The sequence below is a fragment of the Bdellovibrio sp. HCB209 genome, assembly GCF_047306065.1.
GTDB lineage: Bacteria > Bdellovibrionota > Bdellovibrionia > Bdellovibrionales > Bdellovibrionaceae > Bdellovibrio.
The window spans coordinates 1699090-1714714 of record NZ_CP178618.1 but is presented as its reverse complement, the minus strand read 5'-3'; the positions used below and the strand labels follow the sequence as shown (position 1 = coordinate 1714714).

Sequence of the window (15625 nt, the reverse complement as noted above, 5' to 3'; positions counted from 1 at the left end):
TTAAAGCCCCGATCCTTCTCTCGATTGCTCTACAACAAGATAGTGAACAATTCTTTTCTTACAGCTAGTCGTCGTTTGCTCCACTCCTGGAGGGAAACCACAATCTGGATCTACCGCCGTCCATTTGAACGGATCGGCTTTTGCACGAAGACTGATAACGTTACACGCCATACGATCCGCTGTCTCTTGGATTGATGGTAGCGGATGCCAAATAGGAGATGGCAACTTATCGCACTTAGAAATATCACCTGGTGCAGATAAGGGTTTTAAGATGCCGCGAGCTCTTAACTCTGCTGTAGCTTGAGGATGGTAAATTGTACTCCAAGTGATGCCCGCCTTAATGGCTTGCTCGTCAATTTTTGCTGTTTTGCCAACAATGATTGTACCAATGATTTTCAGTGGTTTCGTACGGCCACCTTGAATAATCAAATTATCGCAAGTATAGAATCCGGTTACGAATGTCGTTGTAGGTGGAATAATACAGTTCCCGATAATTGAATAGACCTGGAAATCGGTATCATCGGTAAATGTTCTTGTTGCAACAAGAGGATCATTTTTTTCAAGCGTTTTAGTACCTGCGAAGTTCCAAGATTTACGAGTACCGCCCGCGAAACTTGTACCCCAACCGGCACCACCAAAGGATTGAGAACTTGCCCATTTTCTGAGCTCTTCACATTTTTGTGCTAGATCCTCGGAACCGTCCACAATCTCACTGTCGCCAGATGTGTTCGCATTTGCCGCTAAACCATTTGGCAGACTTACCGGTTTACCGTTTTTATCAAATTTGAAATTCAGGTATCCAGTAAGATGGTTGGTATCTGCTTTTGGATCAATCGGCTGACTTTCCCAATAGGTCCCGTCATAGCCCTTAAAGCGCACGGATACGTTGGAGATGTGATTGCCATTGGCATCACGCAAGTTCTCCATATGCTCAAAGAAGTTTTGGAATAATATTTTATCTCTATAAATACGACCCGACCACGTCAGAACATTATCCATATCCACGCGAATCTGTGGAGGGTCTGCGACCATTTGGTTATAGTCGGTAATTTGAGCTTCGATCGTAGCCAGTGCGGCTTTCGCTGTCGTCACAGCCTGACTATTCGCCGGGATCTGTGAATAACGAATATCAGAAACCTGTTTTTCGATCGAAGAAATTTCTTTTCTTAAGCTGTCGATCTTTTCATTCCACTTAGCGATCTGAGCTTCATCACGATACTTAGTCATATCTACGGTGGTAGAACTTGACCCCGATCCTGAACTACTAGAATTGCCTGAGCCAGACCCACTACTTGCAGAACTGCTACCACCATCGCTGCTTCCAGAGCTACTATCCCCGCTACCCGAACTTGAACCCGAACCTGAATCATCAACAGGTGTTCCCGATGGAGACGGCTCTGGTGTTGGTTCCTTGTAGACAGGTTTAGCCATCTCATCAGAGATTTGCATATTCAACGTGCTTATTTCTTTGTCTTTGTCAGTTTTCTGGCTATTTAAGCTATCAATCTGACCGGACAAACTAGTTCCTGCACTCTCAAGATTCTTAACGTTATCACTTGCTGATTTCTGCTGGGACTTCAGATTTTTGAGGCGGTCAGGGTTCTCCACGGGTGGCCAAATATCTACATACCCATCTCTCACTAAATCGGTCGAAATCTCTTTATAAGTTCCATTGTTGGGATTTCCGTAGGCAATCACGACATTGGCAATTGCACTGCTGATACCTTTATCATCCCTGCTCCATTTAGCAGTATTGTTTTTTCCGTCCACAGTTTTCCACTGATCCGTGTTCGGCTTCGGAATATTATTTCTTTGTGCCACGAATACGTTTTGATTGGAAAGACCCAATTGATATTCGTACATAGTTCTGCCGGATTTTTCGTCCACAACTTTAGTATTTAAGGAGCCGGCTTTAACTTTCGATTGAGCCATCAAGCTCAAACTTTCGCTCTGTTGGTTCAGAAGTGCGCATTTATTGTTGAGGTCGGCATCACCAGAAGCACCACCATCGGATTGTCCGGACAAAACATCCAGGCCCGCATCACGAAGACCATCATTTTCAATACCGCGCAAGAACCCACCAAAAACTCGTGAGTCTGCCCAGAAGCGATCCGCTACGGCACCTGTTGTCGACGGAGCGAAAGGTCTTACTTTTCCTCCTGTAGAATCATAGATCCAACCGTTACCCATATAAACGCGATCAGCAAAGGTAACTGGCGAATAATTCGAATTCGAAGCATTGCCGGAATCAGGTGGCAAAACGATATCTGAATTCACGAACACGGGACTTAAGAACACCATCCCAGGACTTGATCCTAGATCAGAACGGTTCGCATATTTATGGAAGAAAACTTGTCCTTTTTCTCCAGGAGTTGCATCCCACGCTTGGTCCAAACGAAGAGTTCCTGGAAGAACCAACGTAAAGGAACCTAGTTCACGAGGATAGACGACAATTTGCGAACGCACAGTTAACGGAGCGGCCCCAACTTGAATGACTTTGTTGTCATTATCGATCAAGGATACTTCCGCCGTCACATAGACTTCTCTACCTGATTTCGGAAGGTAAACTGAGTTTGCGGGACGACTGAGAACAACGTGAATACCTTTTACTTGAATTTGCTGATTGGTAGTTTCATTGACGACCGTTTTCAAATTTTGAACAATCGGAAACAAAGGATGCGCCGACGAAACTGGAAAATTTAACATCAAATCAATTTTTTCCAAAGCGAGCTTATTCAAATCACTATCATGCGGTCCAATATCAACCACTGAGCTCATCACTGTCAGAGACTGTACTTGCTCATCCGACATAACCAAACGTTCGACATTCCCCGCGTGTAACCAATCACACGCCGTTGTGTTGTTCAGAAGCGATCCGTTTTCAAAGCAATACTTCTGACGGATACCAAAGACGACGTAGTCCATCGCGGAGTTGACTGCGAACTTCAAGTTCACAACGTTCTTGGTTTTAACGACTTGTTTACGTTGGGAAATAACGTACGAGGAAAGAAAATAAAAGCTAATGCTCATAACAGCCATGGCTGCGAGCACTTGCATGATAGCGTTACCTTTTTTATTTCTAATTCTCATAAACATACTGGTGGCCTCGGTTTATGAACTCTTATCGGTCAAAAACCACCAGAACCTTATGGAACGATCCCAATAATCTGAGGAAATCTGTATCCTTACGCTAACTAACAGTCTAAAAATATGGCAAAAAACGAATGTTTCTGTCTCAAGCTGAGGCGTTACCCAAAATGAGTGCTACACACGTTCTAATTATGTTTGGGATCCGAACAAGCATCACCCTGCACTTCTGTCTCAATAGTAGCCTCTATGATCCCGAAGTTTTTGATTCTTTTTTTGATCTCAGATTTCACAGATGGAGCATTTTCAAGACCAGTTCCGTCTAAAACCACGTGTGCTGTATAAATATGATTCTCTCCATCCAAGGACCACAAGTGAGCATGATGAACGTCCACCACCGATGGAATTTTTTTGATCTCGACCGAAACATGCTCAACAGAAAATCCTGTGGGAGCCGCCATCAAAAAAACTTTCATCGCTTCACGCAAATTTCTGAAGACGTTGAAAAGGATCCACAAAGACAATGCAATCGCAAGCCCCGCATCCACTTGCGGCACATCCCAAAACTTCATCACGAGTGCACCAATAAGGACCAACACCCAACCCATGACGTCTTCGATCATATGCCACATCAACATACGTTCATTGAGCGAAGTCCCTTTAGAAACTCGCAACGCCGCGAAACCATTCACCGCCACACCAAACACTGCAAGCAGCAACATCCCGTTCGCATGCACAGCTTGAGGATTTAACAAACGTGGAACCGCTTCTACCAAAATGAAAACGGATCCCACGATCAAAATACCACCCGTGATGACTGCACCCAGGACGGAGAAACGACGATAGCCGTAGGAAAATTTTTGATCGCTTTCTTTATGCGAAACCTTCTCCATCACAATAGCGATGACCATGGCCATGGCGTCACCAAAGTCATGAAGAGCGTCACTCATAATTGCGACGGAATTGGTTAGATAACCACCAATCAACTCGATAATCGCAAAGCCCAAATTCAACACAAACGCAAAACGCATGCGCCCAATAGCTGAACCATGACTGTGATGGTGATGATGATGCCCGCCGCTATGACTATGATGATGGTGATGATTCTGGTCTTTACTCATGTCGTCCATTAGAGCCCTTTATTGACCCGGTTTCAAGCTCATGATAGCCCTTTTGCTCATGATGACACGCACTCAATACAAGAAATTTGCATTTGGGCTTTTGGTTTACACAATCCTCGTTATTTTATGGGGTGCATGGGTGAGAATTTCTCACTCCGGCGATGGCTGTGGCGACACATGGCCTCTTTGCCACGGAAAACTAATCCCCGAAGCTGAGCGCGGAAAAACTTGGGTTGAGTATGGGCATAGGCTCACTTCAGGCATTTACGGTCTCGTGGTAATCTATTTCTATTGGGTCGCTCGCAAAATTTACGACAAAAGTCACTTTGCTCGCACAGCCGCCCTAGCCACTTTGATTTTCATGATCACTGAGGCACTCCTTGGTGCAAAACTTGTGTTGTTTGGCTTAGTCGCAAGTAACGATACTCCTTACCGCGCTTTCGTTATGGCTCTGCACCAGTTAAACTCATTCATGCTGACAGGCTCTGTGGCTTTGGCATATGCAGCCGCTACTTTGAGCGACACAACTCCAGCTCCTCTTGCGAACTACCGCAAATACAAACTCTTCCCATGGATTATTGTTGTATTGGGAGTGACAGGCGCCTGGGCTGCTCTTTCTAACTCACTCTTCCCATCTGAAAATCTTTTTGATGGATTCCTTGCGGATCTATCAACAGAGTCGCACTTCTTGGTTCGCTTAAGAGGTCTACATCCTGTGCTTGCGGTGACTTGTGCAGGAAGTTTGGCTTTGTTCTTCTGGTTAAAAGCGCAGTCGACTGACAACCCACTTTTGCAGAAAAAATCTGCGCAAATGAGTACGTTTTTAATTGTTGGTATTTTATTCGGAATGGGCACACTGCTTTTCCATGCGCCAACATGGATGAAGGTCACTCACTTGTGCTTTGGACATGGGATTTGGGTGACGTTACTGCAGTGGGTGTTCTTCACTAGAAACCCAGTGCAAACTTCTCAACAAGCTTAAGTCGTTAACTCGTTAGACTCAGTCAGACGGTGGAGAAAATCCACCTTCTCGTTGATATCATTAAACTCCAGCACCATCTGCTGAAGGTCATAATCACGAACCATATACGATGAGAACGCGCCGACAATATCAGGCGCGTGATGAAGATTACGCATGAACATATCTCTCTGCGCAGGATCTGGGATGTGCGTATGCACCCAGCGAGTCAGGATTTTCATAAGCCCCTGCAAGCGCACCAAGTGACTTGGTTCAACGATAAGCTGTTCAGGAATGATGTCGGCTTCACAAACCATGTAGGGCGTGCCGCGATCGATTGTATGCTTTATTCGTAACTTGCCTTGCCCCTGCAAAAAGACCAGAAGAGTTCCATTCACTCGCTCCTCAATGATCTGTACATGACCATAACCTGCAACATCTCTGATGAAAGGGATAGGATCACCGGGTCTGACCGGAGCGACTTTGGTAGGATCTTCGATATAAGCTAGAGCAATGGGCTTCTGCTGAGCCACGGCGTCTTTAACCATGGCCAGATATCGAGGTTCAAAAATATTAAGGGGTTTGGTCGTATGCGGAAACAACGTCACATTGACCAAAGGAAACAAAAATACTTCCATGCTTAAGGCCCCCGCCGCTTGTTTAAGTAGTATATTGATTGTAGCCTGGGATTGCTATGGAAAATGTGGATTTAAAAATGAGAAATGTCGTGTTTTTCGATGGTGTCTGCCACCTTTGTAATGGCTTTGTGGACGCTATTATTTCTCGTGATCCAAATCATCGTTTTCTCTTTGCTCCCCTTCAGGGAACGACGGCTGAAGAGCTTTTGTCACCTCAGGAACGAGAGAGTCTTGATACAGTGATCTACTATGAGGCAGGGAAAACTTATCATCGCTCTGCTGCTGTTCTCAAAATTCTTTCAGGCCTCGGTGGAGTCTACGGGGTGTCTCGAATTGGATGGATTATCCCCGGCTTCATCCGAGACATCTTATACAAAATTGTTGCTAAAAATCGCTACTCTTGGTTTGGCAAACGCGACTTCTGTCGCCTGCCGACTGCGAATGAGCGTAGCTATCTTTTGCCCTGAAGTATATCCACGAAGGGGCGATCTGCTGCCGAAAGCTCATCTCTCTTGATCTCCTCGGCTCGCACCCATTTAGATGCATCATGCTCTGTCAAAGTAATGTGGGAAGTGTCAGTCAAAGTTTCGTAAACTCTGAGACGAATGGTCTTAGTTGGATAGGTGAAATCCTCTTCACCTATAAAGTCACCCACCTTTATCAAAATCCCCAGTTCTTCTTCGATCTCCCGGCGCAAAGCCTGCTCCGGAGACTCGGAAGGCTCAACTTTTCCGCCAGGAAACTCCCAAAACCCGGCGCCACTCTGATCTGGGCCGCGGCGCACTAGCAAAATTCTCTTATCCGGGTCGCCTTCTTGGCGAATGACTGCGGCCACAACAAGCACTGGACTGTTTTTGTCTCCCATTCGACACTTCCTCCGAGGAAGCCTCAGCATAAATCAGATTTGCTGCTTCCTAAAAGCAAATTAATACTGCTAATATAATTCTTTATGATTGATACACAGAATTCATTCTTCATTTTACTTGTCAGCGGTGTAGCACTCTTCCTTTACGGGATGTCCATGACCAGCTCTTCTCTTGAGAAGTTGATGGCTGGTAAAATCACAAGCCTCCTAAACCACCTTTCACAAAGTAAAGTTTTAGCCATCTGCACAGGTGCGATCTTAACAACCTTGATGCAAAGTTCGGGCGCTGCGACTTCGATGCTTGTGGGCCTGGGCTCGGCGAAAGTGATTAACCTTCGCCAAGTGATGGGCGTGATCATCGGAACAGCCATCGGTACAACACTGACGGTTCAATTGATTTCCTTCGATTTGAGTTCGTATGCCCTGCCGGTTTTCGCGATTGCCTTTGCCTTCTATTTTAAGGCGAAAAAGACCGTATTTAAGAATCTCTCTTTAGTCTTCATGGGCTTCGGTCTTTTGTTCTTGGGGTTGAAACTGGTTTCAACGGCGTCTCATCACTTTGCTGAGAACCCGATGTTGACTGAGTTCTTCCAAAGCGTGCGCGACAATCCGGGCTACTCGCTGATGATCTCCATCGTATTCTGTGCTTTCGTTCAAAGCTCTGCGATTACGATTGGTATCGCTATGAGCTTGGCAGCAGTGAAAGCCATTTCATTCTACGATGCTATGATCTGGGTTTATGGCGCTAACATTGGAACCACTTCGGTCGCGTTGATTTCAGCTGCCGGCGGCAACTACATTGGTAAACAGGTCGCTTGGGCTCACTTCTTCTACAAAACGTTGAGTGTCGTCATCTTCTATCCATTCACTCAGATATTCATCGACTTCTTGCTGACCTTCGATACGACGATTGCGCGCTCTATCGCGAACGCGCATCTGATTTTTAATATCATCTCAGCAATCATCTTTTACCCGTTCATCGACAAAGGTGCACAATGGATTGAAAAGATGTTCCCGAAAGCGGCCTCTGAGGAGTTTGGTACTGAGTTCGTAAATATGAACAACTACCAAAGTTCAGCCCTAGCTGTGTCCTATGCGAATCGCGAGATCATGCGAACTGCTGATATCGTCCTTGGCATGATCAAGGACTCGATCCGCCTATTTGAAACAAATGATCCGAAGGTCTTTGATTCAATCAAAGATCGCGACAACAAGGTCGACTTCTTGTACCGTGAAACTAAGATGTTCTTACTGGATCACGCCAACAAATCCAGCACAGTCGTGCATCAAAACATCATGAATATGATCATGTTCTTATCTGATGCGGAAAGAGCCGCTGATGCGATTGACATCAATATTCTGGCATTGGCGATTAAGAAAAACGCTCTCAAACTTGAGTTTTCTGGAGAAGGCTGGCAAGAGATCAAAGACATGCATGAGCAGGTTGTGAAGGTTTCTGCGATGGCAATCAACGCCTACCAAAATCGCGAACTTTGCGAGGAAGCGATTCAACTTAAGCGTGATCTGGCGAAACTAGAGATATCTTTGCGCGAAAATCACATCAGTCGTTTGAATCGTGGCCTTAATACCTCGATCAATACGAGTTCGATCCACTTGGATTTACTAAGTGAATATCGTCGTATTGCAAGTCTGCTGTGTAACCATGCTTACAACCAAAGGACGCATAAGTAATGCTTCAGTATGTGAGCCCCGTTGTTTTGTTGTTGATCTCAAACATCTTCATGACGTTTGCTTGGTATGGCCACTTAAAAAGCCTAAAAAGCTCTGCCCTATGGATTGCCATTGCTGTTAGCTGGGGTATTGCTCTTTTCGAGTATATCTTCCAAGTGCCTGCGAACCGCATGGGTGCCGAGGTCTACACACTTCCGCAGTTAAAGATCATTCAAGAAGTGATCACTATGGTCGTCTTTGCGGGCTTTTCCTATTGGTATATGGGGCAACCGCTTAAGATGGATTACCTCTATGCAGGGCTTTGCTTAGTCGGCGCCGTCTACTTCTTGTTTCGCTAAAAACCCCTCGTCTCTTAATGGTCCAGTGTCCTGGCAATTGGTCCCATTTCAAGATACAATAGGAGTATGAAGTTCATCCTGATTCTTGAAGATGATGAAAGAACAAGACAGGATCTATATGAGAGCCTTAAAAGTATAGATCCTCAGCTTCATATTCGCTTTTTTCAGGACTTAGCGGGCTTTCATGAGTTTTTAAAAACCGCGGTCCACGAAGGCGCCAAATCTCTTGCCAATGCCGGCAGCAAACACCCCTTAGATCTCTCTGATAAAACTGAGCCTTCCATTGCTGATGAGCTACGACTAATCATCGCCAAGAACGAATTCTTGGGCGTTAAAAATATGGGACTTATCCGTCGCGCCCGCGACTTTTTTATTCGTAAAAAAATGTGCTCAGAACAAGAGCCCACGGCTTTAATTATCACAGCTTTCGACAGCCCTAATTTTGATATCAAGCTGGCCGAAGAACGTATCATTAACAACGTTCTGTACAAACCCTTCGATAAACTGATCGTCAAAGAGCATCTACAATATGCACTGACCGGGCATCACCCCGTAACCAGCTCAACACTTACAGCCACGAAACTTTCTGCAACTATTGAGATGCTGAAAGACATCCAATTTATGTCGTTATCAGAAATTGGTTTCACCAGCATGAACAATCATGAAATCAAGATTGGTGCCGTCACCAAGTACTACAGTGAATCCTTCACCTCTGATAACAAGAAAAGTATTCTTGCGGTTTGTGTCGCCTGCAAAGAAATTTCGATGAAGGAATTTCTGTGCACCTTCCAGTTTATCGCCGCAGACCCAGGACAGATCGCAAAGATTCGCAGGGATATTCTGCAAAATAAAAATCATTTCACCCATGACTTGCAGACACCTAAGTCGGCGGTCAAAACTCGCATCATTCTACTGAACGATGACGACCTTTTAGATATTGAATTTAAAACTATGCTGACGCAAAGATTTCAGAACGTCGAAGTCTTTAGTTATAAGAGCCAGGGACAACTGCTCTCGGATCTTCAAGAGCTCGATAGCAAAGAACGCCAAAATCCTCCCATCTTTCCCGATCTGTTTGTCGTGAATTATCACATGCTTGATATTGAGAAAGAGAAAACATGGGAGTCACTGGTTCAAAAAATGAAAGATCGCGCAAAGAAACACAGTGCTGAGTGGACGAATACTCCTCCGCTGGTTGTTCTTTCGCGTAGTAAAATAGCACCACCCGAGGTTTTAGATATGAGCCGCTGGTGCAAAGACATCTATTTTACACCGCTGGATAAGTCGTACATCGCAAAAAAACTTATTACCAACTTCCCTATCTCCACGATGGAAGCAACAACACTTCCTTACGTTAAAGAGGCTATCGACGCGAAAGTCGCTAATCCCGTTCAGATCGTACAAATTTCTGAAGCTGGCGTAGTGATGAAGTATCATCGTGCCATGAGCACTGGAGCTTTTAGGGAATTCATTCTATGGCGTGTGCAAGAACATGATACGCCCGAGATTATCGGAACTGTGAACTATACCGAGGAAAATAAAACTGATCATAGTTTCTTGAATCACTTCGTTTTCTTTGGCATGAAAGACGCCTTCCTAAAACACATCCGCCTGTGGCTGGTGGACGCTTATATTAAAACTAAAGAGAAAGACTCAGCTTAAGGTCCTGCCCTTATAATACGTATGCTACATTCGCCATAATCCATGAACTGGCATTGGATTCACTCCTAAACTATTTTTTATTAAGTTCAAAAATCGCGATCCGAAAAGAGATCTATGAAGAACCTCATCTTTGTAGCCACTCTTATTCTCTGCTCGATCACTGTTCATGCCGACTGGATGCAAGAAAGCGAAGCACCTTTCGTTATTCTGAATTCCGTCGACGAAGTTACCGTGGACAAAGACGGAAATCATGAATCAACGACCACGACCGAGCTTCAAGTTCTCAATGAGCAGGGTCGCAACTACATGATTCAGCAATCGGTCCCCTTTGTTCCCGATGCAGAAACTGTTGAGTTTATCAGTGGTTCTAGCAAAACCGATGGGATCGAAACCATCGTGCGCCGTAAAGATGTGAAGACCAGAGAGATGAAATCTCCAGAACAAGGCCAAAGTCACATGAAGGAAATGATCATTCCTTTCAACAATCTTAAGATCGGATCTTCGACGAAGTTCACCACGAAAACAAAAAGCAAAAAAAAGCTGGTGAAGGGACTTTTCCAACAGACCTACAGCTTTGGCGTCCACGCTCCTGAAAGAGGGGGCAAAGCACGCATTAAATCCCTACTCCCCCTTCATGTTGCTGTGAATGATTTTTGGAAAGTCTTAACTACAAAAGAATCCAAAGAGGGAAACTATTATGTTCTGGAAATTGAACAAATTAAACCTCTCTACAAGCTTCCCAAGGAAGCCTTTGCACTTTTAGACATCAATAACTTAAGCAGAGTCGACGTCAGTACTTTCAATAACTGGAATGAAGTCGCAAAACCCCTCTCGGTAAAATACGAGTCCGTACTTGCAACGAAAAAAATGCCTGCGTCATTTACGAAAATCATCAACAAAGCAAATGCCGCAGCCACCAACGAAGATAAGATCAATATCGTGACTTCTGAGCTCGCGAGCATCATGACCTACCGCGGGACGTGGACAAGTTTCGAGAAAATGTACATTGCTTCACCTTTAAATAAAATCGCTCAGACAAAAACTGGTGACTGCAAAGACTTCGCTCTGGCAACCACTGCTATGTTAAGAGCTCTTGGCCTTAAAGCTAATGTGGCTTTGGTTAAACGCACTTCTGCAGATGGAGCCCCTCGTCTGGGACAGATCATCCAAAGAGCCTCGGTCAATCCGCGACTCTTCAATCATGCGATCGTCAAAGTTACCGAAGGAGAGAAAGTTTACTGGGTCGACCCGACTAATATCGTAAGCAATGCATCCTTTGTAAATCCAGATTTAGCGGGATCCGTTGCACTGGAAATATCACCATCCACAACCATCGTTGACTGGGTTGAAGCCGCCGATGCATCTGCCTCTAATCTTTCTTACACGAAAACCATCCGAATCAATCAGGATAGTACTGCCGATACAACCACTGACTTCACGTTAACTGGCGAATACGCAAATACTGCGATCGAGCAATCTTTCGCTAAAAGTGAAGATTCTGCGAAAAAAGTACTACGCCATTTCTTACGAGTGAACTCGGAGAACTCCACAGATCTTTACGAAGGCGTCAATTTTAGAAACCGCATCACTAAAAGTATCTCAGGAAAACAAAAGGTCGTAGGTGAAGAGCTGGTTCAGTGGCAGGACAAAAAACTCTATCTAGATACGGGTTTTCCACTTTCACTCTTAACCTTGTTAAATCTGGGCGGCGAAAAAAGAGTTTCGGATGCATTCACTCCGAATCAGTTTTCAGAAAAAGCGACAACCCATGTTGTGGGCTATGACTTTATCGGCTTTCCCGAAGAATGCGTGGTTCTAACACCTTGGTTTAAAATCCATCGCTCTCTTTTTAAAGAAGACGGCGGTTTTAGAATTGAAGATAACATTAGCTACAATGCTTCGATTCTTTATTCTTGGGATATGAATTCGGAAACCTTTAAGTATATGCTGAGCGAAATCCCAGATTGCGCCAGAGACCGTTATGTCCATATTCAACCTCTCCAACCCGGAGAACTGCTATCAACGAGACTTAAAGACTACACTCTGGCAAAGACCAAAGAACAAATGGATCGCCAAGGGCCGGATTCAATTCCTGGCTTTAGAAATGCGTATCACATCACGGCCCACCTCCTTGAACAAAATCCTGATGACAAGGACGCCGCTATTTTTAGAGCTCGTGCGGTTCGCCGCATAAGATATATGAATGAGACTGTCTCGCGCGAAGAATATCTAAAGATCGCTGATGGCATTTTAGAGGGATTAGAAAAGAAACATCCCGAGGACCCTAAAGTCCTGCAACAAAAAACTTGGAATGCCTTTTATCGTAAAGACAAAGAAAAAATATCAGCCCTTTTTGCTCACGCATTCAAAGCTTCACCGAAAGACTATGCTATCTACAGCTTAGGAGGAAATGTTTTAGAAACCCTGGGCCAAAAACAAGCAGCCCTCGGTTCCTACACGAAAGCCTTTGAGTTGGCTAAAGAGGACAAAGAAAAAGCCGAAGCCGCGGAAGATCTTGGGGGCTTACTGCTAGAGTTCAATCAGATCGATAATGGCGTCGCCTACTATAAATACGCGATCAAACTAAATCCTGGAAATCCATGGCTTGCAGGAAACTTTGTTGCCCATGTCCAGCGTTATGACAGATGGGATGATGCCATCTCCGTCGGTGAAGAAGTTGTTCGTACAAATCCCTACGGGATGGCAAAGTACGTCTTAGCTAGCGCCTACGCTGGTAAAGCGAACAACCTAATTAAAACAAAAGTAAATAACCCACTGGATGAAGTTAAAAACGCTGAATCCGCTGAGAACCTTTTCGCTAAAGGCCTCGCTCACTCCCCTGGAAATGAGAAGTGCCTGATCGGTCTCGCAAGAATATACGGAAAACGCGCGATGACTGATAAAAACCCAAGTACGGCACAGAAATCTTTGCGCTATATAGAAAAAGCCCTGAAGAGCGACAAAACAAATCCGAAAGCGATCGAAGAACTGAGAAAATCAATGATTAGCATCGCCGGCGGATCCAATAGCGAACGTATTCCTGCCGCAGCTAGCGCAACAGCGCCACAAAATGCTGTCACGGAAAAATAGCTATATCTTCTTACGCTTTAGCAGCAATGAGTTCGATACCACTGAGACTGAACTCATTGCCATGGCGGCCCCTGCGATCACGGGATTTAGCATACCAAAAGCGGCCAAAGGAATTCCCAGCGTATTATAAATAAATGCAAAGAATAAGTTCTGGCGAATTTTCTTAAGTGTCACTTTAGAGAGCTTCACAGCATGAGCTATCGACATCAAATCATTGTTCATCAAGGTTACGTCAGCTGTCTCAATGGCGATATCCGTTCCTGACGACATCGAAAAACTCACATCCGCCATCGCAAGAGCGGGAGCATCATTGATGCCATCTCCGACCATGGCCACCACGGCTTTTTTACGCTTCAAAGTCACAACCACATTGGCTTTATCTGATGGTTTAACACCGGCTTTAAATTCAGTTATCCCCGCCTGACGAGCGATCTCTTTTGCTGTACCCTCGTTGTCACCCGTTAACATCATAACGGTTATACCAAGTTCTTTCAGGGCCTCGATGGCCTGCTTAGAGGATTCACGAATCTGATCAGCAATCGCGATAAATCCAACAACACCTTGATCAGAACCAAGAACTATAACGGTCTGCCCTTGAGCTTCTAGATTCTTGATTTCAGAAAGGCCCTCTCCTGGAACCAACCAGTCCGGCTTACCAACTTTGTATGCTTGATCTTTTACCGAGCCTTCGATCCCCTGGCCACTATACGCTTTAAAATAACTCACTCTTTCCAGAGAAATTCCTTTTTCCGTCGCATACGCGGTGATGGCCTTCGCTAAAGGATGCGAGGAACCATGTTCTAAACTTGCCGTGATACTCAATACTTCAGTCTCAGAAAATCCGTTTAATGCATAGACTTTCGTTACGACAGGCTTACCTTCAGTCACAGTTCCTGTTTTATCCAACAGAACATGCGTGATTTTTTCAGCTTGTTCGAGCGCTTTAGCATCCTTAAACAGAATGCCATATCGTGTGGCTTTACCAATCCCAACCACAACCGCTGTTGGCGTTGCCAAACCTAAGGCACAAGGACAAGCAATAACTAGGACCGATACTGCCGAAATGATCGCTGCCTGCGCATCACCCACGATCAACCAAGTTCCAAAGAAGGTTAAAATACTGATCAGCACAACAACTGGAACAAACACACCGGAGATTTTATCTGCCAATCTTTGAATAGGAGCTTTCGAGCCTTGAGCTGCTGTCACGATGCGAATAATTTGCTCAAGCTGCGTTTTATTGCCAACACCCGTAGCCTTAATCTGCAAAGAACCTTCTTGATTCAAAGTGGCTGCGTAAACATGATCACCCACTTTTTTCTCAACCGGCAGACTTTCCCCTGTCAACATGGACTCATCGATACTTGATGCACCTTCGACAACAATACCATCCACAGGAATTGATTCTCCGTTTTTTACCAAAACCGTATCGCCACTTAAGATATGTTCGATGGATGTTAAAACCCATTCTTGACCTTTAAGGACCATCGCGGTCTTTGGCTGCAAGCGGATCAACCCCTCAACCGCTTCCGAAGTTTTTCCTTTGGCTCGAGACTCCATCAGCTTACCCAACAAAATCAAAGTGATCACGGCAGTGCTGGCCTCGAAGTATACGTGTTGATGATGTAAATCTAAGAACGTGATCGCGGCACTTAAGAAGTACGCCATGGAAGTTCCGAGCATCACTAAAACATCCATATTCGCACTTTTACTTTTCAGCGCATAATAAGACCCGCGATAAAATCTCCAACCAATCCAAAACTGCACTGGAGTGGCCAAAGCCCACTGCAACCAGCGAGGTACTAACTCGTGGTGCCCCGCAAACATCGCCCCCATTTCAAACAAGAATGGAATCGTCAGAATTGTTGAAATAATGAAATGAAGTAAATCACGACGGTACTCGGCCGCGGCCTCTTGCTTGTATTTTTGAGCGTCGACAGGCGAATTCATTTCGAAGGCTTGATAGCCAACGCCCTGAACAGCCTTGATAAGATCTTCGGGAGTAATCGCAGAGGAATACTCGACATGAGCTTTTTCTGTCGCGAAATTGACCGAGGCTTGAACGGATGGAATGGCATTGAGAGTTTTTTCGATCTTAGCCGCGCAGTTCACACAGGACATGCCAACGAGTTGTAAATCTGCGGTTTGCGTCGTCTTAACTGATTCCATAAAAA

General features: G+C 45.0%; 11 protein-coding genes. 6 read left to right on the top strand and 5 right to left on the bottom strand.

Annotation, left to right across the window (positions count from 1 at the left end; genetic code table 11):
* Positions 1–3090: a hypothetical protein gene (locus tag ACLVWP_RS08355; protein ID WP_413561273.1), complete on the bottom strand. Its 3090-nt coding sequence runs from the start codon at positions 3088–3090 to the stop codon at positions 1–3.
* Positions 3091–3275: 185 nt separating this feature from the next.
* Entirely contained in the window at positions 3276–4208 is a 933-nt protein-coding gene (locus ACLVWP_RS08350; RefSeq protein ID WP_413561272.1) for a cation diffusion facilitator family transporter, read from the bottom strand.
* Between the two features lie 58 nt (positions 4209–4266).
* On the opposite strand from ACLVWP_RS08350, the gene ACLVWP_RS08345 reads away from it, so the two are divergent.
* Positions 4267–5190 (top strand): COX15/CtaA family protein, encoded by a 924-nt coding sequence (locus ACLVWP_RS08345; protein ID WP_413561271.1) that lies wholly within the window; start codon positions 4267–4269, stop codon positions 5188–5190.
* Here ACLVWP_RS08345 and ACLVWP_RS08340 read toward each other — a convergent pair.
* A complete protein-coding gene (locus ACLVWP_RS08340) occupies positions 5187–5804 on the bottom strand; it encodes an LON peptidase substrate-binding domain-containing protein (protein ID WP_413561270.1) in 618 nt (205 codons plus the stop codon). The genes ACLVWP_RS08345 and ACLVWP_RS08340 overlap by 4 nt on opposite strands.
* Before the next feature lie 56 nt (positions 5805–5860).
* Here ACLVWP_RS08340 and ACLVWP_RS08335 point away from each other — a divergent pair, with 56 nt between their 5' ends.
* Positions 5861–6271: a thiol-disulfide oxidoreductase DCC family protein gene (locus ACLVWP_RS08335; RefSeq protein ID WP_413561269.1), complete on the top strand. Its 411-nt coding sequence runs from the start codon at positions 5861–5863 to the stop codon at positions 6269–6271.
* Here the strand turns inward: ACLVWP_RS08335 and ACLVWP_RS08330 are convergent.
* Positions 6256–6669 (bottom strand): (deoxy)nucleoside triphosphate pyrophosphohydrolase, encoded by a 414-nt coding sequence (locus ACLVWP_RS08330; RefSeq protein ID WP_413561268.1) that lies wholly within the window; start codon positions 6667–6669, stop codon positions 6256–6258. The two genes, ACLVWP_RS08335 and ACLVWP_RS08330, sit on opposite strands and share 16 nt — an antisense overlap.
* Positions 6670–6753: 84 nt before the next feature.
* Here ACLVWP_RS08330 and ACLVWP_RS08325 point away from each other — a divergent pair, with 84 nt between their 5' ends.
* The 4 genes from ACLVWP_RS08325 to ACLVWP_RS08310 all read left to right on the top strand — a co-directional run bounded on the left by ACLVWP_RS08325 (position 6754) and on the right by ACLVWP_RS08310 (position 13451).
* Positions 6754–8361 carry a Na/Pi cotransporter family protein gene (locus tag ACLVWP_RS08325; RefSeq protein ID WP_413561266.1) on the top strand — a complete coding sequence of 536 codons (1608 nt, stop codon included), beginning with the start codon at positions 6754–6756 and terminating at the stop codon, positions 8359–8361.
* Positions 8361–8699 carry a DMT family protein gene (locus tag ACLVWP_RS08320; RefSeq protein ID WP_413561265.1) on the top strand — a complete coding sequence of 113 codons (339 nt, stop codon included), beginning with the start codon at positions 8361–8363 and terminating at the stop codon, positions 8697–8699. The genes ACLVWP_RS08325 and ACLVWP_RS08320 overlap by 1 nt, the downstream gene beginning before the upstream one ends.
* 66 nt (positions 8700–8765) lie before the next feature.
* On the top strand, positions 8766–10361 hold the full coding sequence (locus ACLVWP_RS08315) for a hypothetical protein (protein WP_413561263.1): 1596 nt from the start codon (positions 8766–8768) through the stop codon (positions 10359–10361).
* A 114-nt stretch (positions 10362–10475) separates the two neighbouring features.
* Positions 10476–13451, top strand: a complete 2976-nt coding sequence (locus ACLVWP_RS08310) for a DUF3857 domain-containing protein (RefSeq protein ID WP_413561262.1) — start codon at positions 10476–10478, stop codon at positions 13449–13451.
* Here ACLVWP_RS08310 and ACLVWP_RS08305 read toward each other — a convergent pair whose 3' ends face one another.
* Complete coding sequence (locus ACLVWP_RS08305; protein ID WP_413561260.1) at positions 13452–15620, bottom strand: heavy metal translocating P-type ATPase; 2169 nt, start codon at positions 15618–15620, stop codon at positions 13452–13454.
* Between the last annotated feature and the right edge of the window lie 5 nt (positions 15621–15625).